Origin of the sequence: Streptomyces sp. CC208A (assembly GCF_030010625.1) — a bacterium.
GTDB lineage: Bacteria > Actinomycetota > Actinomycetes > Streptomycetales > Streptomycetaceae > Streptomyces.
Window position 1 is genome coordinate 444,259 of the sequence record NZ_JASCXN010000001.1, and the last position, 24,180, is coordinate 468,438.

Annotated in this window: 24 protein-coding genes, 1 pseudogene and 1 riboswitch; of the genes and pseudogenes, 12 read left to right on the forward strand and 13 right to left on the reverse strand. The window is 73.3% G+C overall.

The annotated features are described in order from the left end of the window. The first annotated feature begins 77 nt into the window (after positions 1-77). Positions 78-911 carry an arylamine N-acetyltransferase gene (locus QK442_RS02025; protein WP_282691986.1) on the forward strand — a complete coding sequence of 278 codons (834 nt, stop codon included), beginning with the start codon at positions 78-80 and terminating at the stop codon, positions 909-911. 95 nt (positions 912-1,006) lie between these two features. Beyond that, positions 1,007-1,390, forward strand: a pseudogene (locus tag QK442_RS02030) (DUF4259 domain-containing protein); the annotation flags it as partial. 149 nt (positions 1,391-1,539) lie between these two features. Here the strand turns inward: QK442_RS02030 and QK442_RS02035 are convergent. After that, positions 1,540-1,674: a hypothetical protein gene (locus QK442_RS02035; RefSeq protein ID WP_282691987.1), complete on the reverse strand. Its 135-nt coding sequence runs from the start codon at positions 1,672-1,674 to the stop codon at positions 1,540-1,542. A 138-nt stretch (positions 1,675-1,812) separates the two neighbouring features. On the opposite strand from QK442_RS02035, the gene QK442_RS02040 reads away from it, so the two are divergent. After that, entirely contained in the window at positions 1,813-2,241 is a 429-nt protein-coding gene (locus tag QK442_RS02040; RefSeq protein ID WP_282691988.1) for a hypothetical protein, read from the forward strand. 21 nt (positions 2,242-2,262) lie between these two features. Here the strand turns inward: QK442_RS02040 and QK442_RS02045 are convergent, their stop codons facing one another. The 5 genes from QK442_RS02045 to QK442_RS02065 all read right to left on the reverse strand — a co-directional run bounded on the left by QK442_RS02045 (position 2,263) and on the right by QK442_RS02065 (position 7,946). Beyond that, a complete protein-coding gene (locus QK442_RS02045) occupies positions 2,263-4,287 on the reverse strand; it encodes a M36 family metallopeptidase (protein WP_282691989.1) in 2,025 nt (674 codons plus the stop codon). Between the two features lie 91 nt (positions 4,288-4,378). Further along, a complete protein-coding gene (locus QK442_RS02050) occupies positions 4,379-6,295 on the reverse strand; it encodes a M20/M25/M40 family metallo-hydrolase (RefSeq protein WP_282691990.1) in 1,917 nt (638 codons plus the stop codon). A 139-nt stretch (positions 6,296-6,434) separates the two neighbouring features. Next, positions 6,435-6,851 carry a hypothetical protein gene (locus tag QK442_RS02055; RefSeq protein WP_282691991.1) on the reverse strand — a complete coding sequence of 139 codons (417 nt, stop codon included), beginning with the start codon at positions 6,849-6,851 and terminating at the stop codon, positions 6,435-6,437. A 5-nt stretch (positions 6,852-6,856) separates the two neighbouring features. Next, positions 6,857-7,138, reverse strand: a complete 282-nt coding sequence (locus QK442_RS02060) for a DUF397 domain-containing protein (RefSeq protein WP_282691992.1) — start codon at positions 7,136-7,138, stop codon at positions 6,857-6,859. Then, positions 7,098-7,946, reverse strand: a complete 849-nt coding sequence (locus tag QK442_RS02065) for a helix-turn-helix transcriptional regulator (protein ID WP_282691993.1) — start codon at positions 7,944-7,946, stop codon at positions 7,098-7,100. The genes QK442_RS02060 and QK442_RS02065 overlap by 41 nt, the downstream gene beginning before the upstream one ends. Before the next feature lie 84 nt (positions 7,947-8,030). Here QK442_RS02065 and QK442_RS02070 point away from each other — a divergent pair, with 84 nt between their 5' ends. From QK442_RS02070 to QK442_RS02080, 3 genes are all read left to right on the forward strand, one after another. Beyond that, complete coding sequence (locus QK442_RS02070) at positions 8,031-8,438, forward strand: ATP-binding protein (protein WP_282691994.1); 408 nt, start codon at positions 8,031-8,033, stop codon at positions 8,436-8,438. Positions 8,439-8,488: 50 nt separating this feature from the next. Further along, a complete protein-coding gene (locus tag QK442_RS02075) occupies positions 8,489-9,133 on the forward strand; it encodes a class I SAM-dependent methyltransferase (protein WP_282691995.1) in 645 nt (214 codons plus the stop codon). Positions 9,134-9,207: 74 nt separating this feature from the next. Next, positions 9,208-9,786, forward strand: coding sequence for a TetR/AcrR family transcriptional regulator (locus QK442_RS02080; protein ID WP_282691996.1), 579 nt, complete (start codon positions 9,208-9,210; stop codon positions 9,784-9,786). A gap of 19 nt (positions 9,787-9,805) precedes the next feature. Here the strand turns inward: QK442_RS02080 and QK442_RS02085 are convergent, their stop codons facing one another. Beyond that, positions 9,806-11,809: a hypothetical protein gene (locus QK442_RS02085; RefSeq protein ID WP_282691997.1), complete on the reverse strand. Its 2,004-nt coding sequence runs from the start codon at positions 11,807-11,809 to the stop codon at positions 9,806-9,808. Between the two features lie 172 nt (positions 11,810-11,981). On the opposite strand from QK442_RS02085, the gene QK442_RS02090 reads away from it, so the two are divergent. The 3 genes from QK442_RS02090 to QK442_RS02100 all read left to right on the forward strand — a co-directional run bounded on the left by QK442_RS02090 (position 11,982) and on the right by QK442_RS02100 (position 14,955). Then, positions 11,982-12,863, forward strand: coding sequence for an N-acetylmuramoyl-L-alanine amidase (locus QK442_RS02090; protein WP_282691998.1), 882 nt, complete (start codon positions 11,982-11,984; stop codon positions 12,861-12,863). Between the two features lie 100 nt (positions 12,864-12,963). Next, entirely contained in the window at positions 12,964-13,818 is an 855-nt protein-coding gene (locus tag QK442_RS02095) for a DUF5336 domain-containing protein (protein ID WP_282691999.1), read from the forward strand. 114 nt (positions 13,819-13,932) lie between these two features. After that, positions 13,933-14,955 carry an LLM class F420-dependent oxidoreductase gene (locus QK442_RS02100; protein ID WP_282692000.1) on the forward strand — a complete coding sequence of 341 codons (1,023 nt, stop codon included), beginning with the start codon at positions 13,933-13,935 and terminating at the stop codon, positions 14,953-14,955. A gap of 3 nt (positions 14,956-14,958) precedes the next feature. Here QK442_RS02100 and QK442_RS02105 read toward each other — a convergent pair whose 3' ends face one another. From QK442_RS02105 to QK442_RS02120, 4 genes are all read right to left on the reverse strand, one after another. Further along, positions 14,959-15,513, reverse strand: coding sequence for a hypothetical protein (locus tag QK442_RS02105; RefSeq protein ID WP_282692001.1), 555 nt, complete (start codon positions 15,511-15,513; stop codon positions 14,959-14,961). An 86-nt stretch (positions 15,514-15,599) separates the two neighbouring features. Beyond that, the gene (locus tag QK442_RS02110) at positions 15,600-16,700 is read right to left on the reverse strand and encodes a prenyltransferase (protein WP_282692002.1); all 1,101 of its coding nucleotides are present in this window, start codon (positions 16,698-16,700) and stop codon (positions 15,600-15,602) included. After that, positions 16,697-17,428 (reverse strand): class I SAM-dependent methyltransferase, encoded by a 732-nt coding sequence (locus QK442_RS02115; protein ID WP_137989547.1) that lies wholly within the window; start codon positions 17,426-17,428, stop codon positions 16,697-16,699. The genes QK442_RS02110 and QK442_RS02115 overlap by 4 nt, the downstream gene beginning before the upstream one ends. A gap of 75 nt (positions 17,429-17,503) precedes the next feature. Beyond that, complete coding sequence (locus QK442_RS02120) at positions 17,504-18,820, reverse strand: glycosyltransferase family 4 protein (protein WP_282692003.1); 1,317 nt, start codon at positions 18,818-18,820, stop codon at positions 17,504-17,506. A 275-nt stretch (positions 18,821-19,095) separates the two neighbouring features. On the opposite strand from QK442_RS02120, the gene QK442_RS02125 reads away from it, so the two are divergent. Then, positions 19,096-19,734 carry a TetR family transcriptional regulator gene (locus QK442_RS02125; protein WP_282692004.1) on the forward strand — a complete coding sequence of 213 codons (639 nt, stop codon included), beginning with the start codon at positions 19,096-19,098 and terminating at the stop codon, positions 19,732-19,734. Positions 19,735-19,764: 30 nt separating this feature from the next. Here QK442_RS02125 and QK442_RS02130 read toward each other — a convergent pair whose 3' ends face one another. Both QK442_RS02130 and QK442_RS02135 read right to left on the reverse strand, forming a co-directional pair. Next, positions 19,765-19,998: a ferredoxin gene (locus tag QK442_RS02130; RefSeq protein ID WP_282692005.1), complete on the reverse strand. Its 234-nt coding sequence runs from the start codon at positions 19,996-19,998 to the stop codon at positions 19,765-19,767. Further along, the gene (locus tag QK442_RS02135) at positions 19,998-21,458 is read right to left on the reverse strand and encodes an aldehyde dehydrogenase (RefSeq protein WP_282692006.1); all 1,461 of its coding nucleotides are present in this window, start codon (positions 21,456-21,458) and stop codon (positions 19,998-20,000) included. Before QK442_RS02135 ends, QK442_RS02130 begins: the two co-directional genes overlap by 1 nt. Before the next feature lie 121 nt (positions 21,459-21,579). Here QK442_RS02135 and QK442_RS02140 point away from each other — a divergent pair, with 121 nt between their 5' ends. Together QK442_RS02140 and QK442_RS02145 are read left to right on the forward strand one after the other, a co-directional pair. Beyond that, on the forward strand, positions 21,580-22,656 hold the full coding sequence (locus QK442_RS02140; RefSeq protein ID WP_282692007.1) for an MBL fold metallo-hydrolase: 1,077 nt from the start codon (positions 21,580-21,582) through the stop codon (positions 22,654-22,656). An 81-nt stretch (positions 22,657-22,737) separates the two neighbouring features. After that, a riboswitch (cobalamin riboswitch) is annotated at positions 22,738-22,810 on the forward strand. Positions 22,811-22,907: 97 nt separating this feature from the next. After that, positions 22,908-24,176: a prenyltransferase/squalene oxidase repeat-containing protein gene (locus tag QK442_RS02145; RefSeq protein WP_282692008.1), complete on the forward strand. Its 1,269-nt coding sequence runs from the start codon at positions 22,908-22,910 to the stop codon at positions 24,174-24,176. The last annotated feature ends 4 nt before the right edge of the window (positions 24,177-24,180 follow it).

Consider the following 24,180-nt stretch of genomic DNA (forward strand, 5'->3'; position numbering starts at 1 on the left):
CGTGGTGGATCCGAGGGACCCCCGCTCCCGGTGACTATGCTGGTCATCTTTCCGGTGACAGGGGGGGAGTTACGGACATGATCGACGTCGACGGATACCTGGCCGCACTGGGGGTGGCCCGGCCGACGGCCCCCACCGCCGAGGCGCTGCGGACCCTGCACCGGGCCCAGGTGGAGCGGGTCGCCTACGAGAACCTCGACATCCACCTGGGACGGCCGACCGGCATCGGCGCCGAGGAGTCCGTGACCCGGATCGCACGCGGACGCGGCGGCTACTGCTTCCACCTCAACGGCGCCTTCGGCGCCCTCCTCACGGCCCTCGGCTACGACGTCACCCTGCACCGGGCCGGCGTGCAGTCCACCCCCGAGGACCCGGCGGGCGCGTCCGGCGACCACCTCGCGCTCACCGTCCGCCTCGACGGCGAACGGTGGCTGGTCGACACGGGCCTCGGCGACGGCCTCCACGAACCGCTCCCCCTCCGCGAGGGCAGCCACACCCAAGGCCCCTTCACCTACACCCTGGCCCCGTCGACGGCGGAGCCCGGCGGCTGGCGGCTCGGCCACGACCCCCGCGGCTCGTTCACGGCGATGGACTTCGCCCCCGCCCCCGTGGACCTCCCCTCCTTCGCAGCGGAGCACACACGCCTGTCCACCTCCCCCGACTCCAGCTTCGTCCGCGTCCTCACCGCCCAGCGCCGCGACGCCAAGGGCGTGGACGTCCTGCGCGGCTGCGTCCTGCGCCGGCTCGACGCCGCGGGCACGACCGAGCGGACCATCGACACGCCCGACGACTGGTACGCCGTCCTGGCCGGCACGTTCCACCTGGACCTGACCGACGTCGACGCCCCCGCCCGCACGGACCTGTGGCACCGCGTCCGCACGGCGCACGAGGAGTGGGCGGCCGCGAGGTAGCCGTCCCGGCCGTTGTCAGTGGTCCCTGGCACGCTGGCAGGACCGAGCAGCACTGGTGCTGATGCGAGAACTGACACGAGAAGGGCACGACCGCCATGGGGACCTGGGACATCGGACCGTTCGACAACGACACCGCCGCGGACTTCTCCTACGACGTGGACTCCGCACCCGAGGGGAAGAAGGCGGAGGTGCTGCGCGCGGCCTTCCGGGAGGTGACCGAAACCGGGGACGACTACCTGGACGCGGACCTGGCCGTGGAGGCGGTCGCGGCGGCGGCGCTGGTGGCGTCGCAGTGCCCGGGCGGGGAGCCGGTGACGACCTCGTACGGGCCCGAGAAGCCGCTGGGGGAACTGCCGGTGGAACTGCGGGCGGAGGCCGTGACCGCCCTCGACCGGGTGCTCGCCGAGCCGTCCGAACTCCTGGAGCTGTGGGAGGAGTCGGACGGCGAGGCGTGGAAGGCGGGGATACGGAAGCTGCGGGGGTCCTGGCGGGGGCTTGAGCCGGCGGGCCGGCGGCTACCGGTTTCCGGCGGACTCCACGTTGGAGAGCATTCTGCGCAGGACTTTGAGGGCGGAAGGGGCGGTGCAGGCGTGTGCGGCGCCCTGAGTTGTCGAGGGGGTACGCCGGTCTAGTACCACGAGGACCGGTTCTGCTCCTCGGCGGCCCTCAGTTCGTCTTCCTCCTGCCGTCGGCGGCGCTCCGCCTCCTCTTCCTCCTCCTTTCGGCGGCGGGCGTCTTCGTCGTCACTGGACCTGCTGGACATCTCGGCTCCTTCACGGTCGCCCTTCCGTCTCACCATGCCACCGTTCTCTTCGCCGGCGCCAGACCGCACGGCCGGGAAGGGGCGGCTTCCGCGCGCCGCTTACCGTAGGGGGCGGACGAGAGTGGAGGGTGCCGGGACATGCCGACGTGGGGGCTGGTCGTGGAGATGACCGTGGGGACCGGGGAGCGCAAGCACGTGGAGGCGTACGTGGTGGCGCATGTCACCGGGTCGCGTGAGGAGGCGCTCGCCGAACTGGAGCAGCGGGCACGGAACTTCGTGCCCGCGCATCCGGTGAGTCCGAAGCGACGTCGGCTTCTTCGGGAGGGGGACACGTTGCTGCTCGTCGTCGACGGGGCGTGGCAGTCCTATCTCACCCGGTTCACGGTGGCGGAGTTGTTGGAGGACTCCGCCGCGCCCGCCGCGCCCGTCGTCCCGGAGCCCATACCGGAACCGGAACCGGAACCGGAGCCCGTACCGGAGCCCGCGCCGGTGGAGGATCCGGTCGAGCGGTACTCGGACGGGGTGCCGGTCAGGCCGTCGTGGCTGGGGCGCGACGGCCTGTCGTGAGGGAGGGGCCGGGTGCGCCGGTCAGTCCTCGTGGCCGGCCGGGGGCGGTGCCGTGCCGGCCTGGCAGCCGGTGAAGGACGCGTTGGGGCAGAAGGCGTCGAAGCCCATGCCGTAGCGGGCGAAGGCTCCCCACGCCGCCTTCCGTACGCCGGGGTACTCGGCCGCCGTGAGCGGCCCGCCCTGGAGGTCCTTCAGGGCCCGCAGGACCGCGTTGCGGGCTGTGAGGAAGGAGGGGTTCTTGGGGGTGAGCTTCAGGCCGTCGACCACGGCCTGCCAGGCGATGCGGTAGCCGCGCTTCTTGCTGCCGAGCTCCGTGCTGATCCGCCGGGTCATCTCCATGAGCGCGGCGCACCAGATCTCGCCGACGTTGTGGATCCTCGTGTAGTTCAGGCCGCCCCCGACCTGGCCGATCCTCCCGAAGTCGCCGGGGTACCCGTCGTCGTACGGGCGCTGGCGGATGCCGCCGGGGTCGTCGACCACCCAGTCGCCGACGACGGTGTGCTCCTGCTCCCGGAAGAAGTTGGGGATGGTGAGGGCGAAGTAGTCCGACCAGCCCTCGCCCATCGCCCCGGACTGCTTCTCGCGCAGGGCGTGGGCGTCGTTCAGGCCGCCGACGAGGCGGTTGGACACGCCGTGGGTGAACTCGTGGAAGACGACGCTCGCGTCGTTGGCCGTGTGCCTCTGGGTGTCGGCGACCAGGCCCATGTTCATCTCCGCCGCCAGGCCGTCGACGGGCGTGAACATGTTGGCCGTGCCGAAGACCGGGCGGGGGTGGGCGCGGGCCACGACGGGGTCGGCGCCCTTGCCGAGGCCGGAGAAGTTGACGGTCTGGAAGTTGCCGTGCTCCTCCGTGAAGCCGAGCATCACGAAGAAGTCGTGCATGTAGTTGCAGAAGAAGAAGATGTTGGTGATGAGCTGTTCCGGCGTGTCGGGGTTCGGGGCGAACACGCCGTTGCCCGCCTGGTCGACATTGATGCGGAAGCTCTTGCCGGTGTCCCCGTCGACGGCCTGCACGTTGTTCCCGGCCGTCGCCATGTGACCGTCGGTCCGCGTGACCCAGGGGCCGGGGAAGCCGGGCATCGGCGCGGCGGGGGGTGCGACCGGGTAGTCGGTCAGCGGCAGCGGGAAGGAGGCCAGGGAGAAGCCGGTCTCGGCCGGGTTCTGCCGGAAGACCAGTCCTCCGACGACGTGGTTCGCCAGGTCCTGGAGGTAGAGCACCTGGGGTGCCGACGGGTCCGCCGTCTTCTCGTCGGCCTCCACCAGCGCCTCGTACTGCACGGCCCCCTGCGCGCGGGAGAACCGGAACGACCACACGAGCCGGACGCCGTCGCCCATGTAGAAGTAGACGAGCCGGGCGGGGATCGCCTCGTCGAAGGCGCCCGCCTCGAAGGTCATCGGCTGGTCGCTGCCCGCCTGGGCGCCGAGCCGGCGGAAGCCTTCCGAGACGTCCAGGCCCGGCAGTTCGTCGGTGCCGAAGGGGCCTTCGATCCTGGCCGGTTCGGCGGCCTTCGCGGCGCCCGCCGCCAGGGCCGTCTCGACCGGCACCGTCGGCATCGTGGGGACGTTGGCCGGCACGCTCGCCGTGTCGCCGACGACCCGCTCCACCGTGCCGTCCTCGCCCAGCCACACCTTGGGGGCCATGCCCCACACCTCGATGCCGTTGAGCGTCTGCTGGAGGCTGACCACCCGCATGCCGCCGCTCGTCTCCCCCACCTTCGGGTCGGCCTCGAACTCGGCGGGTTCCCCGGCGGCGAAGCCGATGGCCTCCGACACCGAGGAGAGGTACTCCTTGGCCTTGGCGATGTAGTCGCCGTCGGTGGCCGCGGCGGCTCCGGCACCCGCCCGCTCGGCGAGTCCTGCCGGTGCGCCCTCCACCCGCAGCTCGGTCAGGTGGCCGGTGAAGCGGTTCACCTTGTCGCTCTCGGCGATGAGGGTGTGGTGCACCGACTCCGCCACGCGATCGGTCTCGGCGAGGAACGCCTCGGCGCCCGGGACGCGGGCGAGCCGGTCGTACTCCAGGTCCCGCTTGTCGATCAGCTGTGTCATGACGGATGCTCCTGCTCGTCGCGGGCGCGGGGCCCGGTGTCGACGGTGGTCGTGGGGTGGCATGCGTGTACGGGTGACATGCGTGTGCGGGTCACAGGCCCGCGAAGGTCAGGGCGGTCGTGGTGACGGAGCGGGCGATCGTGGCCGCGAACCGCGGACTGTGGTCCTCGTCCAGGAGGGTGTCTCCCGGGGTGTGGTACTGCCGGGTCCCCGTGCCGGGCCCGCCGTCGGCGGAGAAGATGTCCTCGGAGACGGCGATCGCGGCCCAGCCCCGCTCGTGGAAGCTGGCGTGGTCGCTGCGCCCGATCGCCGGGTCGGAAGGCCCGGTGAGCTGCTGACTTGTCACCGCGGGGTCGATGACGGGGAGGGTGTCCGCGACGAGGGCGCCGAGCGCGTCGGACGCGCCCACGACCGGGCCCGGCACCGAGGAACCGGTGTGGATCTCGACCGTGGGCGTACTGCCCCGCTGCCGGCCCGCGATCATGTCCATCTGGAAGACCCCGGCGATGCGGTCGTCCGCCGCCGCGGCGGCCCGGGCGTAGAACTTGCTGCCGACCAGGCCCTGTTCCTCGGCGTTGAAGAGCACGAAGCGTACGTTCCTGGCCGGCGTCCTGCCCTGCGCGAGCAGGGCGTGCAGGCACTCCGCGGCGGCCAGGACGGCGGCGGTTCCGCTGCCGTCGTCGTCGGCGCCCGGCGCGGGGTCCACGCCGGGGTCGTAGGGGCGCGGGTCGCCGTTCGCGTCGACGAAGCGGCCGCTGGAGGCGGTGGAGTCCAGGTGCGCGGTGATGAGGACGGCGGAGTCCGCCCCGGCCACGTGGTGCTCGGCCTCCACGTTGAACAGCCGCCGGCCGCGCCACCGGAACGGATGCAGCCGCACCCTCAGGCCGAGGTCCTGGAAGTACTCCGCGAGCGCCTCGACGACCCGGGGGTTGTCGGCGGCGGACGCGTCCCGGCTGCGCACCAGCAGACCCTCGTCCTCCCCGCTCCCCCTCAGCGGCTCGACGCCGGAGATGCGCGCCACGTGGTCGCGCAGGACCTCGGGGGTCACGGCCGCGAGCACGGCGGCGATCGTCTCCTCCGACGCGTGTGATTCCAGTGGTTCCGGCCCCGCCGGACCGGCGACGAGCCCTTCCGCCCGCACCTCGCCGGGCCGGGAGAGAAGGGCCGGGTCGGGCAGCAGCCGCTCGGTGTGGCCGGGCTTCGCGCCCGGCGGGTGGACGTCCTCGACCGGCGCGTCGGCCGGTGCGGCGAGGTAGACCCCGCCGGGCGCCGGGCCCAGCGGCAGCGGCGACGGGGCGGCGGGCCCGGCGAGCTCGTCGGCGACGCGCCCGAAAACGGACGCGGCGCGGACGGCGGGACGGTCGTCGCGGACCAGGAAGGCCGCCGTGTCCTCCACCGGCCCCCACAGGTCGACCGTGAACCCGGCCTCTTCGAGCGCCGTGGCGCCGCGCGTGCTCGCCATGGCCAGGACGAGCAGCGGGGACGCGATGTGCACGGGAACGACCTCGGTCTCTCCGACGACCGTCTCAAGGTCGGGCAGCCCCTGCTCCTCGGGCAGCTCGATCCTCGCCCAGAAGACGGGGCGGCCCTCCAGGGCGGCGCGGGTGAAGACGGGATGAGCGGCCGTCCGCAGGCCCGCCCGCCCGGCGAACGCGCGCTCCCGGTGGTCCTCGCCCACGAAGACGCACTCGTCGGGCGCGGCGGCCGGCACCCCCTCCCCCGCCGTGGCGCGAACCGCCGCGTCGAAGATCTCCCGGCCGTCCTTGGGCCCCCAGCGAACGAGCGCGTCGTCCGTGAACCGCCCGGGGAACGCCTCCCGCAGGGCCGACGCGGCCCGCTCCACGGCCCCCTCGCCAGGGCCGGGGTTCGAGATGATGCCCTGGCGTACGCCGTGGAGGTCGTCCAGCACGGAGAGGACACGGGGCCGGGGGGACAGGGTCAGGGAGCCGTCGGCACCCAGTCGGGCGTCCGCCAGGGTCGCCCCTATGTCGAAGAAGGTCACGGGCATGTCGGCGCCTCCGTGCACGGGCTTCTGACCACTTCATCGTCCGCCTTCGGTTGCGCCCTCGCATCCCGGGATGGAGGAGCGAATGCCGTTCAAACGGGGACAGTTGAAGCGGTGACGGAGTACGGGCAGCGCCCGGCCTCTACCGACGCCGGAGAGCGATCGCGGCGACCGTCGCGCCGACCGCGACCACCGCGAGGACGAGCAGCCCCGGGTTCACCCACCACGGGACGATCTCCTCACCCCCGCACACCAGGCTCACGGGCAGCGCACTGCTGGAGTCGGGCGTGATCTTGCGCCCCGCGTTGAACCAGCAGGCGTCCTCGGGGAAGAGGAACGGGAGGTACGAGAGGCCGTAGAGGTGCAGGGCCCCGCCGAGGAGGCACGCGAACACCGCGACCCAGGCGGCCTTCTGCGCGGGCGAGCGACGGAGGCGGAGGTAGGCCGAAGGAAGAAGTCCGGCGCTCTTCTGCCGGGCCCGTAGCAGCCCCACGTACGTGATCCCCGCCCACGTCGGCAGGACGAGGGCGAGGATCACCATTCCTATGAGGGTCGCCATCGCGGTCAGCGACCGATGCGCCCCTCGGCGGCGGCGCTCACGAAGGCCGTGAAGGCGGCGGCGGTGGTGAGGAAGGCGGGGCCTTCGGGGTTCTTGGAGTCGCGGACGGCGATGTGGGCGGTGAGGTCGGCGACCTCGATGCACTGGCCACCGTTGTCGGCGCTGTACGAGGACTTCTGCCAGGTGGCTGTGCCAAGGGGGGCGCACTCGATGCACTGCCCGCCGGTGTCGCCGCTGTACGAGGACTTACGCCAGCGCGCTCCCGCCAGGCTCCGGTTGGTCTCCATAGTGCTCCTCCAAGACGCGGGTGATCAGCGCGGACGAATCCTCCACCGAGAGAGCGGCCGCTCGCAGGTGATCGTAACGGAGTGACCCGTCCTTGAACGCGGCTGGATCCACGGTCATATGGCCTTGGACGAAGTCCTCGGTGTAGACGAGGTCGGGGTCGTCGTCGAAGCGGAGGAGATTGAAGGAGCCCATCTGCCCCCCGTGTGCGCCGACCTTGAAGGGGAGGATCTGGATCTTCACCCACTCGCGCTCCTGCAACCTCAACAAGTGGGCCAGTTGCTCTCGCATGACTTCCCGGCCACCGACCTCCTGGCGCAGCACCGCCTCGCTCATGACGACCCAGAGCAGGGGCGGGTGTTCGCGGTCCAGGATCCGCTGGCGTTCCATGCGGGCAGCGACCAAGCCGTCGAGGTCACTCTCGAACCTGGCGCTCAGGACGGCGCGGGCATAGCCCTCCGTCTGGAGCAAGCCGTCGATCAGCTGCGCCTGGAAGGAGTAGATGTACGTCGCCTTCGCCTCCAGGTCCGCGTACGGCCTGAACCACGACGGCAGTTGGCTCTTCAGCACCAGCCCGATCAGCCGCGAGAAGAGCCCGCCCGTCATCAGCGCCGCGTCGACCCGCTCCGAGAACTCCCTGGTCGGGACCTTTCTCGCCGTCTCGATCTGGCCGACGAGCGAGCCGGTGCAGAAGAGGAGGTCCCCGAGCTGCGCCTGGCTGAGCCCTGCCTCCTCTCTCAGTCGGCGGAGTTCGGCGCCGTAGTAGTCCAGCGGCGAGGCGCTGGGATCGAGGCTGCGGATGTTGACCATGACGAGGTCACCCCCAAGCAGACGCACGCAGGCGTTGTGTTCAGGCCGTAGCCGAGCGTAACGAAAGCCGCCCACCCTGGGGACATGAATGAAGCAACAGACCTGCATCCCGCAGAACTTGGGGCCAGCTACCGCATGGGCTTCACTGTCGGTGAGCACTCCGCCCGCCACATGCGGCACATCCTGCGCATGTTCCTCACGCGTTGGGAACTCGGTCACCTGTCCGACGCGGGCGGCCTCGCGCTCACCGAGCTCGTCGCGAACGTCGTACGGCACGTGCCGGGGCGGCGGTGCTCGGTGCTGTTCCTGCGGGAGCCGTACGGGCTGCGGGTGGAGGTGGCGGACGGGGTGGTCTGTGCTCTCCACGCGAAGGTGCCGGACCCGGCGGCGGAGGGCGGGCGGGGGCTCGCGGTCGTGGAGGGCGTGACGGACCGGTGGGGGGTGGAGGAGCGGCGGGACGGGAAGACGGTGTGGTTCGAGTGCGACGCGTAGGGCACGATGGGCGCCCGCACCGACGTACTACCCGCCAGTAGGAGAGCGCCATGTCCGCCACGCCCGAGCCCACTCCCGAGATCCTCGCCGCCTTCGAGGCCGCGAAGGGGTTCATGCCCGCCGGGGAGGGCCTGGCGCTGTACGCGGCGGCGGCCGAGGCCGGGAAGCTGGGGCTGCCGCTGCTTGAGGTGGGCACGTACTGCGGGCGCTCGACGATCCTGCTCGCCGACGCGGCGCGGCGGGCGGGGACGGTGGCGGTGACCGTGGACCACCACCGGGGGAGCGAGGAGCAGCAGCCGGGGTGGGAGTACCACGACCCGACCGTGGTGGACCCGGAGGTCGGCGTGATGGACACGCTGCCGACCTTCCGGCGGACGCTGCGGAAGGCGGGCCTGGAGGAGCACGTGATCGCGGTGGTCGGGCGGAGCCCGCAGGTCGCGAAGGTGTGGGGCGGTGAGCTGGGGCTCGTCTTCGTCGACGGCGGGCACACGGACGAGCACGCGACCAACGACTACGAGGGCTGGGCCCCCAAGGTCGCCCCCGGGGGTCTCCTTGTGATCCACGACGTCTTCCCCGACCCGGCGGACGGCGGCCAGGCGCCGTACCGGATCTACCTGCGCGCCCTGGAGTCCGGCGACTTCGAGGAGGTCTCGGTCACGGACTCGCTGCGGGTGCTGCGCCGGGTCTCCGCCTGACCCTGACCGCACCGCCCGTCGGAGTAGGCTGCGCAAAGGGGTCCGGGCGTAGTACTACGAATGGAGTGACCGCTGTGGCGAGACGGAACGACGAGCGGCGTGCCGCGCTCGTGGACGCGGCGATCGAGGTGCTGGCCCGGGAGGGTGCCCGGGGGCTGACCTTCCGGGCGGTGGACGGCGAGGCCGGGGTGCCGACCGGGACCGCCTCCAACTACTTCGCCAACCGGGACGACCTCCTCACCCAGGCCGGCGCCCGGGTCTACGAGCGGCTCCAGCCCGACGAGGCCACCCTGGAGGGCACCAGGACCGCGCCGCACGACAAGGAGACGTACACCCGGCTCATGCGGGAGCTGGTCGGGCGGGTCTCCGCCTTCCGCACCGGCTACCTCGCGCTGCTCGAACTGCGCCTGGAGGCAACGCGCCGGCCCGCGCTCCGCTCGATCCTCACCGAGCGGGTACGGGCCGACGTCGAGCAGAACACGACCTTCCACGAGGCGTCCGGGCTCCCCGGCGACGCCACCGCCGTCAAGCTGCTGATCCTCACCCTGAACTGGCTGATCGTCGAGCAGCTGACCCTCCCCGAGGTCTTCTCCGAGGAGGAGCGCGAGGCGCTGGTGGCCGCCGCCGTGGACCGGATCGTCTTCGCGGACTGAGGACGGCCCGGGGGCGCTGTCAGTAGAGGCCCTTGGTCACGTAGAGGCAGTTGGTGTAGCTGTAGCCGGGCTCGATCTTCGCCTTGCTGGTCTTGGTGTCGCCGGCCGTGGCGAAGCCCGACCCGGCCCGCTTCTGGAGCAGGTGGTACGTGCCGGCGGGCAGCTGGACGGTCGCCTTCGGGTACTTCGAGGACGCCCCGGAGCAGGGCTTGAAGCCCCGCAGGACGGTCTCGACGCGGTCGTAGGTGCGGCAGTCGCCGCAGGGCCTCAGGGTGATCTTGCCGGTGACCGGGCCCGTGTAGAGGAGCTCGACCTCGTCCGGGGCGTCGTTGCTGATCACCATGGTCATGCGGGCGCCGCCGGGCGCCTTCGCCGGGGGCAGCTTCTTCCCGGCCTCCGGCTCCTTGTCGGCGATCTGCGCGGCGATCGCGATGGAGCGGGCGTGGGCGGCCTGGTCGCTGTCCGGGTAGTCCTTGGCGTACTTCTCCATGGTCGCGGCGGCCTTGGTGAACTGCTCGTTCCCGAACTGCTGGGTTCCGCAGGCGAACACGCCCTTCCGGACGCCCCGGTCCGCCTCCGTCCGCACCTCCGTCAGCTTCAGCGTGCGCAGCGAGTCGGCGGTGGTCCGCAGGGAGCGCAGCTCCTCCGTGGTGGCGCAGTGGTCGTCGCCGGAGTCGGTGAGCGAGCCGACGCGGGTGCGGACCGCGTCCCGGACGGCCGGGCGGACCTTCGCGGTGTACGGCGACCCGGGGAAGAGATTGGCGAGCTCGCCGAAGTGGCCCTCGGCGGTCGGTGAGGAGTCCCCGTCGAGGGCCTCGGCGCCGCACTCGTACAGCGAGTGGGCCAGCGGCTCCTCGACTCCGGCCGGGCGCTCGCCGAGGAGGTCCTTGTCGACGAGGGAGGTGAGGCCCTTCAGGTGCTTGAGGGGGGCCAGCGCCTCGCAGTAGCTCTTGCTCGCGTACGGCGCCGCGACCGCCTTGTAGTACGCGTCGAGCCGGTCCGGCACGAGCTTCCCGGCGCGCGAGTCGCCGTGCTTCGTACCAAGGTCGTCGTACTCCTCCAGCGCCTTGACGTAGTCCCCCTCGGAAGCGGCGAACGCCTCGCCCTTGTGCGCGGTCACCAGCGCGTCGGCGGCGGCGAGCCGGGCGAGGAGCGCCTGCTGGCGGGCCTCCTCGCGGGCGTCCGCGTGGGCCGCGCCGTACGCGACGGCGCCGCCGACGGGCGCGGCGAGCAGCACGACGGCGAGCGGCAGCGCCAGGCGGCGCACCGTGGCGCCGAAGGAGAGGCGGGCGCGCAGGCCCCGCCGGGCCCCGTCGGCCGCGGCGGCCAGCAGGAAGGCGCCGTACCCGATGAGGACGCCCTGGGGCACGCCGTCCGCGTCCGCCGGGAGCGCGAGCAGCAGCAGGGCGGCGGTGGCGGCCCAGCAGAGGGCCGCGCCGATCCAGTGGCGGAGGAGGACGTAACCGAGCCCGAGGCAGGAGAGGTTCAGCAGTGCGACGAGGACGGCCTGGAGCGGCCGTGCCTCGCCCGGTGCGCCGCCTCCCGCGCCGCCGGGGCCGTAGGCCGGCGGGGCGGGGGGTGGCGGCGGGAGGGTCCCGGTGCCGGCCCAGCCGGGGGCGGTGGGGGGTGCGGGGTACTGCCCCGGGTACGGGCCGGGCGCCGGGCCGCCGTAGCCGCCGGGGGGCGGGCCGAAGCCGGAGGCGGGGGTGGTGGGACCGGTCTGGCTCGCGGAGCCGGTCGTCGGGCTCGCGGATTCCGTGGCGCCGTGGGAGCCGCCGTTCTGCGGGGCCTCCCAGGGGGCGGGGCCGGGGGCGGGCAGCCTGAAGGAGCCCGTGGGCGTGGCGTCCGTACCACCGCCGGAGCCGCCGTGCCCGCCGTCGGCGGAGCCCGTACCCCCGCTCGCACCGCCGCCGCCCCTCATCGTCATCGTCTCGTCGGAGGGGCGGGCCGGGCCCTCCCCCTTGCCGAGGTCCACCTCGGGCGCGTCCTGCGGGCGCGCGTCGTTCGGGTCTTCCCCCGCCACGGTTTCCCCCTCGTGGTCCAGGCGCGGTGACAGCCACCGCCACCGCCGTCTCTCCCCCATACCCTTCCCGGGGCGCGCACACGCGTCCACCGGATTGCCCCTGTGGACACCCGAACCGTGACCTGCCCCACCGGTCCGTGGTTCCGGACGCGGGAAGCCCTAGAGTCGCGGGGTGCCGTACGACCACAGGAGCCCCGTGACCCGCCGCCTGCCCGCCGCTCTCGCCGCCCTCCTCTGCTCCGCCGCGCTCGCGGGCTGCGGTGCCTCCTCCGAGGCTGCGCAGGGCGCCCGGGGCCCGGCCCCGGCGGCCACCGCCACCACGACGACGCCCGCCGCTCCGGCCCCCAGCCCGACCCCCGATGCTCAGCCGCTCGCGGGGCGCACGATCGTCGTCGACCCCGGGCACAACCCGGGGAACTTCCGGCACACGCGGGAGATCAACCAGAAGGTCGACATCGGGACCGGCCTCAAGGAGTGCGACACCACCGGCACCTCGACGAACGCGTCCGGCGGGAAGGCCGCGTACACGGAGGCGGCGTTCACTCTCGACGTCTCGCACCGGCTGCGGGACCTCCTGGAGGCGCGCGGCGCCACCGTCGTCCTGACGCACGACGCGGACCGGCCGTACGGGCCCTGCATCGACGAGCGGGCCAGGACCGGGAACGGGGCGGAGGCCGACGCGGTGGTCTCCGTGCACGCGGACGGCTCCGCACAGGGGAACCGCGGCTTCCACGTGATCGTACCCACGAAGGTGAAGAAGGGGTCCGCCGACACCGGCCCCATCGTGGCCCCTTCGCGTACGCTCGGCGAGCGCATCGCCGCCGCCTTCGGCCGGGCGACCGGCACGGCACCCGCCAACTACCTCGGTGACGGTACCGGGTTGGACGTCCGTTCCGATCTCGGCGGGCTCAATCTCTCGACCGTGCCCAAGGTCTTCGTCGAATGCGGCAATATGCGTGATCCGAAGGACGCCGCACTGCTGACGTCCGGGGCGTGGCGGCAGAAGGCGGCGCAGGGCATCGCCGACGGCATCGTGACCTACCTCCAGGGGTAGAACCCGCGGGCGATAGATTCGCTCCGTACGATGGGGCCGCCCCCGTGCCACGAACCGGCGCCTGCCCGACGCGACGACGACCCGACGAAGGACTTCTTACGTGAATATCCGCTCCCTCACCCGAGGCGATGGCGTGCTGATCGGCGCTGCGGTGGTGCTGTTCATCGCCTCGTTCCTCGACATCGCCGGCTGTGACGCCTCCGCGTCGGTCTGCGACAGGATCGACCTCCCGAACGCCTGGGAGCTCTCCCAGCTCGGCTGGGGCACCTTCTTCCTCGGCATCGCCGGTGCGGCGCTCGTCGTCGTCTCGCACGGTCTGCCTCAGCAGCGGAAGATCGCGGGCCTTGAGCTCGGCCAGGTCGGCGCGGCCTTCACCGTCGCCTCGGCGTGGACCCTGCTGATGTGGATCTTCGAGTCGAACGACGCCGGCGCCGGCCTGATCCTCGGCCTGATCGCCGCCCTCGTCCTGGCCGCCGCCGCGGTGGCCGGCCCGATGGTCCCCGCCCTGAAGGCCCCGCTCGTGGGCGCCCCGCGCCCGGCGGCCCCGCAGCCGTACAACCCGCAGCCCGGCCAGCAGGGCGTTCCCGGCGGTGCCCCCGGCGGCGTTCCCGGCGGTTACGGCTACCCGGGCGCCCAGCAGCACCCGCAGCCGTACCCGGCGCCGCAGGACGCCTCGCAGGGCGGCCAGCAGTACGGCCAGCCGCAGCCCACCCCGCAGCCGGCTCCCCAGCCGGAGCCGCAGGCGCAGGCGCCGTCGGACTTCTCGCCGTTCTGGTTCGCCGTGCCGGTGGCCCGTCCACTGCACGCGGAGGACGGCTCCGGCGCGCAGATCGCCGAGCTGGCCCCCGGCACCTGGTACCTGGCCGTGGAGCAGCGCGGCCAGGCGCTGATCGCGCAGACGCAGGACGGCCGCCGCGGTCTCCTCCAGGACACCTCGGGCATCCAGCGCGGCTGACCCGCCCACCCCGTACCACCCCGTGGCCCCCCGGCCGGAAGCCTTCCGGTCGGGGGGCCACTGGCGTACAGTCCCGGAACCTGACCTGACCACCCATCAGAAAGGGGCCGGGCCATGCGCCTGGGACTCGCGCTCGGCTACTGGGGCCGCGGCCCCTCCCCCGCCCATCTGGAGCTCGCGCGCGAGGCGGAGCGGCTCGGCTACGACTCGGTGTGGACGGCGGAGGCCTGGGGCTCGGACGCCTTCACCACCCTCACCTGGATCGCCGCGCACACCAGCCGCATCGGCCTGGGCACGGCCGTGGCCCAGATGGCGGCCCGCACCCCCACGGCGACGGCGATGCACGCCCTCACCCTCGACCACCTGTCGGGCGGCCGGATGCGCCTCGGCCTGGGCCTCTCGGGCCCGCAGGTGGTGGAGGGCTGGTACGGCCGCCCCTTCCCCCGCTCCCCCCTGACCGCCACCCGCGAGTACGTGGACGTGATCCGGCAGGTCCTCCGCCGCGAGGCCCCGGTGCGCCTGGAGGGCCGCCACCACTCCTTCCCGTACGCGGGCGAGGACGGCACCGGCCTGGGCAAACCCCTCAAGCCGATCACCCACCCCCTCCGCCCCGACCTCCCGATCCTGCTGGGCGCCGAGGGCCCGAGGAACATCGCGCAGACGCTCCGGATCGCCGACGGCTGGCTCCCCCTCTACTGGTCCCCCACCCGCTGGCGCGAGGTGTACGCCCTCCCGGACCGCCTCCCCACCGGCTTCCGCGTCGCCCCCATGGTCCGCGCCCAGGTCTGCGACGACGTGGCCAAGGGCCTCCTGCCGGTCAAGGCGATGCTCGGCTTCTACATCGGCGGCATGGGCCACACCACCCGCAACTTCCACGCCGACCTCATGGCCCGCATGGGCTACGAGGCCGAAGCCCGGCACATCCAGGGCCTCTTCACCGAGGGCCGCCGTGAGGAGGCCGTCCTCGCCGTCCCCGACGCCTTCGCCGACGAGATCTCCCTGGTCGGCCCCAGGGAGCGGATCGCGGAACGGCTCCAGCAGTGGCGTACGGGCCCGGTGACGGAACTGCTGGTCACGGCCCCTGACCTGGAGACGCTGCGGACGCTGGCGGAGTTCGCCGATCCTGCCGCCGCATGACGCTCAGCCGCCGCTGAGCTGGGAGGCCGACGGGACCTTGTCGACGACCTCGGCGCCCGCGGACCTGCCGGCGTCCTTGACGCCGGTGATGACGCCCTCCAGGCCGCCGACGTCCGCGGCGTCCACCTCGCCCTTGCGGAGCTTCGTACCGAGGTCCTTGAGGGACTCGATGCCGGCGGAGAGCGGGGCGACCGCCTTGGAGAGGAGGGGGTCGCCCTCGGCGTTCCTCACCGCGGCCTTCAGCCGGTTGTAGGTGAAGGCGCCCGCGAGGCCCGCCTTGACCAGGGCGAAGGTGCGGCCGTCGGCGCCCTTCTTGAACGTGCCCGCCCTGTACGGCTTCACGATCCACTGGTAGGCGGCCCCGGCGGCGAGTCCCGCGTTCGCGACGAAGCGGGTCTTCGCGAGCTTCTGCTTCTCGAAGGTGGCCGACGCCGACGGGGTGGGGGTGGCGGCGGCGCTCACCGTCTGGGTGGTGTCGGCGCCGCAGGCGGCGGTGGTGAGCAGCAGGGCGCAGGACAGCAGCAGCGCGGCGACGCCGCGGGACACGGTTCTCGGCACGGCGGGACCTCCTGGGGCGGAGCCGGATGGCGCCAGCCTCGCCCGGGGGCGTACGGGCCGCCATCCGGGCGGCCCGTCCGGGTGTGTCACTTCCCGCTTCGTTCCCCGCAGCAGTCCGGGTCCAGGCCCGTCGGCAGGGTCTCGCCGCCGAAGACGGCGACGGTGGCCTGTTCGCCGCCGAGGGCCGCGACCGCGAGGAGGAGGGAGCCGGCCGTCCAGGTGGTCCGCTCCTCGGGCCAGACCGCCGGTTCGTGGCCGTCCTCGCCCTCGTACACGTACCCCGTCCAGTACAGGCCGTCGGCGGCCCGCAGGTGGCCGATGGCCTTGAGGATCGCGAGGGCCCGGTCGGACTCGCCCACCGCCCAGAGGGCGAGGGCGAGTTCGCAGCTCTCGCCGCCGGTGACCCACGGGTTGGGGACGACGCAGCGGACGCCGAGGCCGGGGACGACGAAGTCGTCCCAGCGCTCGTCGAGCCGGGCCTTCGCCTCGGCGCCGGTGACGGCGCCGCCGAGGACCGGGTAGTACCAGTCCATCGAGTAGCGGGACTTGTCGAGGAAGCGCTCGGGGTGGCGGCGGATCGCGTGGGCGAGGGCCCCGGCGGCCAGCTCCCAGTCCGGCTGCGGTTCCTCGCGGGCCTCGGCGAGCGCGAGGGCGCAGCGCAGGGCGTGGTGGATCGAGGAGGAGCCGGTCAGGAGCGCGTCGGTGACGGGGGTGCCGTCGGGCTCGCGCTTCCAGCCGATCTGGCCGCCGGGCTGCTGGAGCCGGAGGACGAACTCGACCGCCGCGTAGACGACCGGCCACATCCGGTCGAGGAAGGCGTCGTCGCCGGTCGACAGGTAGTGGTGCCAGACGCCGACGGCTATGTACGCGGTGAAGTTGGACTCCTTGCCGCGGTCGGTGACGTCGTCCGGGTCGCCGTCGTGGTAGGCCGCGTACCAGGAGCCGTCACCGTTCTGGTGCCGGGCGAGCCAGGCGTAGGCGCGGGCGGCGGCCTCGTGCTCGCCGGCCGCGTCCAGGGCCATGGCGGCCTCGGTGTGGTCCCAGGGGTCGAGGTGGTGGCCACGGAACCAGGGGATGGCGCCGTCCTCGCGCTGGGCGGCGAGGATGCCGGCGACGGTGCCGGCGGCCTCCTCGGCGGTGAGGACGCCGGGCAGGACCAGGTGTTCCGCGATCCGCTCGGGGCTCACGCCTCCGCCTTCGGGAGGTGCGGCTTGGTGGCGTAGGCGACGAAGCTCTTGCCGACGACCGGGTTGAGCAGCTGCTCGGCGACCCGGGTCAGGGCGGGCTTCTTCATGATGTCCCAGACCAGGAGCTTGTGGTACGCGCGGACCGGCAGCGCCTTGTCGTTGTCGACGCCGAAGGCGCACTTCAGCCACCAGTACGGCGAGTGCAGGGCGTGCGCGTGGTGGGTGCCGTACGGGCGGAGACCGGCCTGGCGGATCTTGGCGAGGAGTTCGTCCGCCTTGTAGATGCGGATGTGGCCGCCCTCGACCTCGTGGTACGCGTCGGAGAGCGCCCAGCAGACCTTCTCGGGGCCGTAGCGGGGCACAGTGATCGCGATCCGGCCGCCGGGCTTGAGGACGCGGACCATCTCGGCGAGGACGCCCTTGTCGTCCGGGATGTGCTCCATGACCTCGGAGATGATGACGACGTCGAAGGACTCGTCGGGGAAGGGCAGGTTGAGCGCGTCGCCCTCCATCGCGGTGGCGGTCGCGCCGGCCGGGGCCTCGCCGGCCTCCTTCATGGCGGCGAACCACTTGGCGACCTCGCGGATCTCCTCGCCGTTCTGGTCGAGCGCCACGACCTGGGCGCCGCGCCGGTAGCACTCGAAGGCGTGCCGGCCCGCGCCGCAGCCCAGATCGAGCACGCGGTCGCCGGGGGCGAGCGGGAAGCGGGTGAAGTCGACGGTCAGCACGGGGTCTGCCCTTCCGAGTGGCGGGGGTTCGGGTGGTGCGGTGGTGGTACGTGGGGGGATGCGGGGGGGCCGCGGTCAGCGGCGGGCGGCGGCCCGACGGGCCACGGCCTCCCGGTAGAGGTCGGCGGTGCCCTGCGCGGCCCGCGCCCAGGTGAACCGGTCGAGGACCCGCGCCCGCCCCGCCGCACCGAGCCGCGCCCGCAGCTCGGCGTCACCCAGCACCCGCCCGAGCGCCGCGGCCAACGCGCCCGCGTCACCGGTCGGCACCGCGAGGCACGTCTCGCCGTCGGCCCCGGCGACCTCCGGGATCGCGCCCCCGGTCGTGGCGACCAGCGGCGTACCGGTCGCCATCCCCTCCGCAGCGGGCAGCGAGAAGCCCTCGTACAGGGAGGGGACGCAGGCGACCTGCGCGGACCGGTACAGGTCGACGAGCTCCGCGTCGCTGATGCCCTTGACGAACTGGACGGCGCCTTCGAGCCCGTACCGCTCGATGGCCTGGGCGACGGGTCCGTCCTCGGCGCGCTTGCCGACGACGACGAGGTGCGCGTCGGACTGCTCGGTACGGAGCTTGGCCAGCGCCTCGATCAGGAAGACCAGGCCCTTGAGAGGGACGTCGGCGCTGGAGGTGGTGACGATCCGGCCGGGGACCTCGGCGACGGAGGGGTCCGGAGACCACAGTTCGGTGTCGGCGCCGATGTGGACGACCCGGATGCGGTCCTCGCGGACGCCGAGGTGCTCGACGATCTCGTCGCGGGAGGTGCCGGAGACGGTGAGGACGGACGGCAGGCGGCGGGCGACGCGCTTCTGCATGCGGGTGAAGCCGTACCAGCGGCGGACGGAGGCGCGGCGCTTCCAGTCGGCGGCGGCGTCGAGTTCGAGCCGCCGGTCGACGGTGATGGGGTGGTGGATCGTGGTGACAAGTGGAGCGCCGAGCGCGCGGGGGCCGCCGAGGAGTCCGTACCCGAGGGTCTGGTTGTCGTGGATCACGTCGAAGTCGCCGCGGCGGGCGGCGAGCGTGCGGCGGGCCCGCAGGGAGAAGGTCAGCGGCTCGGGGAAGCCGCCGGTCCACATGGTGGCGACCTCCAGGGCGTCGATCCAGTCCCGGTACTCCTCGCGCTTCGGCGTGCGGAAGGGGTCGGGCTGGCGGTAGAGGTCGAGGCTGGCGATCTCGCTGAGCGGCACGCCCTCGTCGAGGACCGGGTAGGGCTGCGAGCCGAAGACCTCGACGGTGTGGCCCAGGCGGGCCAGCTCCCGGGAGAGGTGCCGGACGTAGACGCCCTGGCCCCCGCAGAAGGGGTTGCCCTTGTACGTGAGGAGAGCGATCCGCAACGGACGGTCACCGGAGCCGGTGACGCCCTGCCGGGGGCTTGCCTCTATGGCCTCAGCGGTCATGCGCGACCCCCTTCGAGCGTGCGTTTCGCGCGAGCGTAACCGCTCGCGCTAATGTAGAACAAGTTGCAGAGTTGATCGCTCCCGGCGTCTCGTCGATGCCCCGTCGACACCTCGTCGGCGCCTCGTCGATCCCTCCGGGAGGCACCGAATCTACCGGCAGGTAGCTCCGGTGCGAGCGCCGGAACAGGTGATTCGCACCACCCGGCCGCAGAGGTTCGCGCCACGGCCGTCCTCCGCCATACTGGCGGCTTCCCACCGCACGGAACGGGACCCCGATGACCGCAGAGAGCAGAGCGGACCACCGCCCCTCCGCCACACCGCCCCTGACGGAGCGACAGGAGGCGCGCCGCCGCCGCATCCTGGACGCCAGCGCCCGGCTCGCCGCCCGGGGCGGCTTCGACGCGGTGCAGATGCGGGAGGTGGCGGAGGCGGCCGGGGTCGCCCTCGGCACCCTCTACCGCTACTTCCCCTCCAAGATCCACCTGCTCGTCGCGACCATGCAGGACCAGCTCCAGCACATGCACACCACCCTGCGGAAGCACCCCCCGGCGGGCGCGGCCCCGGCGGAACGGGTCGCGGAGACCCTGATGCGCGCCTTCCGCGCCCTCCAGCGCGAGCCGCAGCTCGCCGACGCGATGGTCAGGGCGCTGACCTTCGCGGACCGCGGCGTGAGCCCCGAGGTGGACACGGTCTCCCGTCTGACGACGGCGATCATCCTGGACGCGATGGGCACCGAGCAGCCGACCCCGGCCCAGCTGTCGGCCGTCCGCGTCATCGAGCACACCTGGCACTCGGCCCTCATCACCTGGCTGTCGGGCCGCGCCTCGATCGCCCAGGTGAAGATCGACATCGAGACGGTCTGCCGCCTGATCGACCTGACGGCCCCGTCGGCCCCGGAGCGGGCGGGACGCTGAGGCCCCGCCCGCCGGGCGGCGTACCGGAGCTCACTCCTCCGGCGGGTACACCGGTTCCCCGCCGTCCGCGAGGGTGATGAGGATCGCCTCGACCGGGCAGCCCTCGGCCGCCGCGAGGATGTTCTCGGCCGCGTCGGTGTCCGGGCGCAGGGCGTGGGACTGGCGGGCGGTGTCGAGGCGGAAGCCGTCGGGGGCGTGGTTGAGGCACAGGCCGGAGCCGATGCAGACGCCGCGGTCGACCTCCACGTGCCAGCGGTCGCCCATCAGTGGTCCCCGTGGCCGGCGGGGAGGTGGATCATCTTGTGCTCCAGGTACTCGGAGAAGCCCTCGGGGCCGAACTCGCGGCCCAGGCCGGAGTTCTTGTAGCCGCCGAAGGGGCCGAGCATGTCGAGGCTGAAGGTGTTGACGTTGAAGGTGCCGGTGCGGACCCGGCGGGCGAAGTCGATGCCGTGCTCGACGTCGCCGGTCCAGACGCTGCCGCTGAGGCCGTAGTCGGAGTCGTTCGCGATCCGCAGGGCCTCGGCCTCGTCCCCGTACGGCAGGAGGCAGACGACCGGGCCGAAGATCTCCTCGCGGGCGATCCGCATGGAGTTGTCGACGTCGCCGAAGAGGGTCGGTTCGACGTACCAGCCGCGGTCGAGGCCGTCCGGGCGGCCGCCGCCCGCGAGGACCTTCGCGCCCTCGGCCTGGCCTATGCCGATGTAGTCGAGGGAGCGCCGCTGCTGGCGGTGGGCGACGAGGGGGCCGACCTGGGTGGCGGGGTCGAGCGGGTCGCCGACGACGAGCGCGGAGGCCGCGGCGGCCAGCGCCTCGGCGATCTCCTCGTACCGGGAGCGGGGGGCGAGGATCCGGGTCTGGGCGACGCACGCCTGCCCGTTGTTCATCCAGGCGGCGGGGACGATGCCGGCGACGGCCGTGGCCACGTCGGCGTCCGGCAGGATCACCGCCGCCGACTTGCCGCCGAGTTCGAGGGTGACGCGGGTGAGGTTGCGGGAGGCGACCTCCATCACGCGCTTGCCGGCGGCGACCGAGCCGGTGAAGGAGACCTTGTCGACGCCGGGGTGCCCGACCAGGTACTCGCTGACCTCGCGGTCGGCGGGCAGGATCGACAGGACCCCCTCCGGGAGACCGGCCTCCGCCGCGATCTCGCCGAGGAGGTACGCGTCGAGCGGCGTCTCCGGCGAGGGCTTGAGGACCGCGGTGCAGCCGGCGAGCAGCGCCGGGCCCAGCTTGGCGGCGGCGGTGAACTGCGGCACGTTCCACGGCACGACGGCCGCGACCACCCCGGCCGGTTCGCGCCGCACGAGCAGCGGGCCGAGGACGCCGCCGCGCCGCTCCTCGAAGACGAAGTCCCGGGCGACGGTGATCGCCGCGTCCCACACCATCATCGCGCCGAGCGCCTGGGCGAGGACGGACCAGGAGTACGGGGAGCCGTTCTGCGCGCTGATCGAGCGGGCCAGCTCCTCGTGCCGGACGGCGATCGCGTCCTTGATCCGGGAGACGGTCTCGATCCGCTCGGCCAGGGTCGTCCGCGGCCAGGGCCCCTCGTCGAAGGCCCGCCGGGCGGCCGCGACGGCCCGGTCCACGTCGGCGCGGGAGGCGTGCGGGACGCGGCCGATGACCTCCTCGGTGTGCGGCGATATCACCTCGATGGAGGCGTTGCCGAGAGGATCGGTCAACTCCCCGCCGATGAACAGCTTTCCGTGCTCCACAAGCTCGGTCATGACCGTCGCCTCCCGAGGAGTCGAGTTCGCGCCCACAGATTTCTGACGATGTTTCAGAACTGATACCAGTTCTAGTTACCATGGGCAATGGCCTTACCGACACGCAGAGATGGGGACGCTCATGACGCAGGTGACCGAGCACGGCGGTGGCGTCTGGTCCCTGCGGGTGCCCATCCCGGACAACCCCCTCGGCCACACCCTGGTGCACGTCGTCGACACCGACCGCGGGCCCGTGCTCGTCGACACCGGGTGGGACGACCCCGCGTCCTGGGCCGAGCTCACCGCCGGGCTCGCCGCGCTCGGCCTCTCCCCCGCCGACGTGCACGGCGTCGTCATCACCCACCACCACCCCGACCACCACGGACTGTCCGGCCGCGTCCGGGAGGAGTCCGGGGCGTGGATCGCCATGCACGCCGCCGACACCGCCGTCGTCCGCCGCACCCGCGACTCGGGGCCCGGGACCTGGCTCGACTACCTCACCCACAAGCTCGCCGCCGCCGGCGCCCCCGAGGAGCACCTCGCGCCGCTGCGCGCCGCCCGCTCCGAGGGCAGGATGCGCACCCTGCCCGGCCTCGGCGCCGCTCTCCCCGACCGGGAGATCGTCCCCGGCGAACTCCTCGGCCTCGCCGGCCGCCGGCTCCGCGCCGTCTGGACCCCCGGCCACACCCCCGGCCACGTCTGCCTCCACCTGGAGGAGGACCACCCCGCCGGCCTCCCCGGCCACGGCCGGCTCTTCTCCGGCGACCACCTGCTGCCCGGGATCAGCCCGCACATCGGTCTGTACGAGGACCCCGACGACTCCCCCAAGCTCTCGACTCCGTTCGAGCAGGGGGGACCCCCACCGGTCACCGATCCCCTCGGCGACTACCTCGACTCCCTGGAGCGGATCGGGCGGCTCGGCGTCGCCGAGGTCCTCCCCGCCCACCAGCACGCCTTCCACGACGCCGGCGGCCGGGTCCGCGAGCTCCTCGCCCACCACGAGGAACGCCTCGCCGGGCTGCTCGCCCTCCTCACCACCCCGCTCACCCCCTGGCAGCTCGCCGAGCGGATGGAGTGGAACCGCCCCTGGGACCGCATCCCGTACGGCTCCCGCAACATCGCCGTCAGCGAGGCCGAGGCCCACATCCGGCGCCTGGTGAAGCTGGGCCGCGCGGAGGCCGTGGCCGGGACGGAGCCGGTGGCGTACGTGGCGGTGTGACGGCGGTGTGACGCGGCTCGCACGCCCGGGGCGCGGCCCGCGCAGGCCGGTACAGTGGCCCGGTCGTCTTCATGCCCGACCAGGGGAAAGCCGGTGCGAATCCGGCACTGACCCGCAACCGTGACGTGCCCGTGGGCACGGAGTCGGAACGCCCTGGCCCGGGACGTGAGCGCCGGCACCGTCGAGGAATACGGCGCCGGACGCGGGCCCCCCGGGGGCGCCGGTGTCCGGTGCCCGCACGAGAGGCAACCATGATCAGCGTCCGCCGCGCCGCCGCCGCGCTCACCGCAGCGGCAGCCGTGCTCAGCACCGCCGCGACCGGCGCGGCCTCCGCCGCGCCCTCCCCGAGCGCTTCCGCCGCCGCGCTCCCGCCCGGTCTGTACGGCAAGGGCGACCCCACCTACGACGGCGTCTGGCGCCAGTCGCTCGCCTTCCTCGCCCAGCGCGCCACCGGCTACCAGCCGGCCGACCAGGCCGTGGACTGGCTGCTCGGCCAGCAGTGCGCCGACGGCTCCTTCGCCTCGTACCGCGCGGACCCGGCGAAGCCCTGCGACGACACGACGATGCGGGACTCCAACGCCACCGCCGTCGCCCTCCAGGCGCTCGGCGCGGTCCGCCGCGAGGCCGCCGACCCGACGAAGATCGACACGGCGGTCAAGTCCGGCTACGGCTGGCTGCGCGGCGTGCAGAACAAGGACGGCGGCTGGAGCTACACCCCCGGCGGCCCCAGCGACGCCAACTCGACCTCGATCGTCGTCAGCGCGCTCGCCGCGTCGGGCGTCAAGCCCGGTTCGTACACCTCGGCCGAGGGCCGCACCCCGTACGACGCGCTGCTCGCGCTCGCGCTGCCCTGCTCCGACGAGGAGGGGCCGGGCGCCTTCGCGTACCAGCCCGACAAGGAGGGCAGGCTCGTCGCCAACGCGGACGCGACGGCGGCGGCCGTCCTCGCCGGGCTCGGCAAGGGCATCACCGCCCCGAAGGCCACTCCGCCGCAGGCCCCGACCTGCGTCGACCTCGCCGAGCCGACCGTCGAGCGGGCCGCGCTCAACGGCGCCTCGTACCTGGCGAAGGCGCTCGTGCGGAACGGGCACCTGAGCACCCCGCCGCTGCCGGGCACCACCGACACCGGCGCCGAGGAGAAGCCGGACTTCGGCAACACCGCCGACGCCGTCGTCGCCCTCGCCGCCTCCGGCACCGCCCGGCTCGCCGAGCCCGCGCTCCAGTGGCTGGAGCAGAACGCCGCCCCATGGGCGAAGGAGTCCGGCCCCGCCGCCTACGCGCAGCTGATCCTGGCCGCGCGGGCCATGGAGGCCGACCCGCGCGAGTTCGGCAAGCCCGAGAAGGTCGACCTGGTCGCGGCGCTGAACGCGACCGGTCCCGCGCCGAAGACCCCCGACACCTCCGCCGCCTCCACGGAGGACGAGGACTCGTTCCTCGGCTTCGACGTGTGGTGGATCATCGGCATCGGCATGGTCGTCGGCGTCGGCATCGGCTTCCTCCTGAGCGGCCGCAAGAAGTGACGCG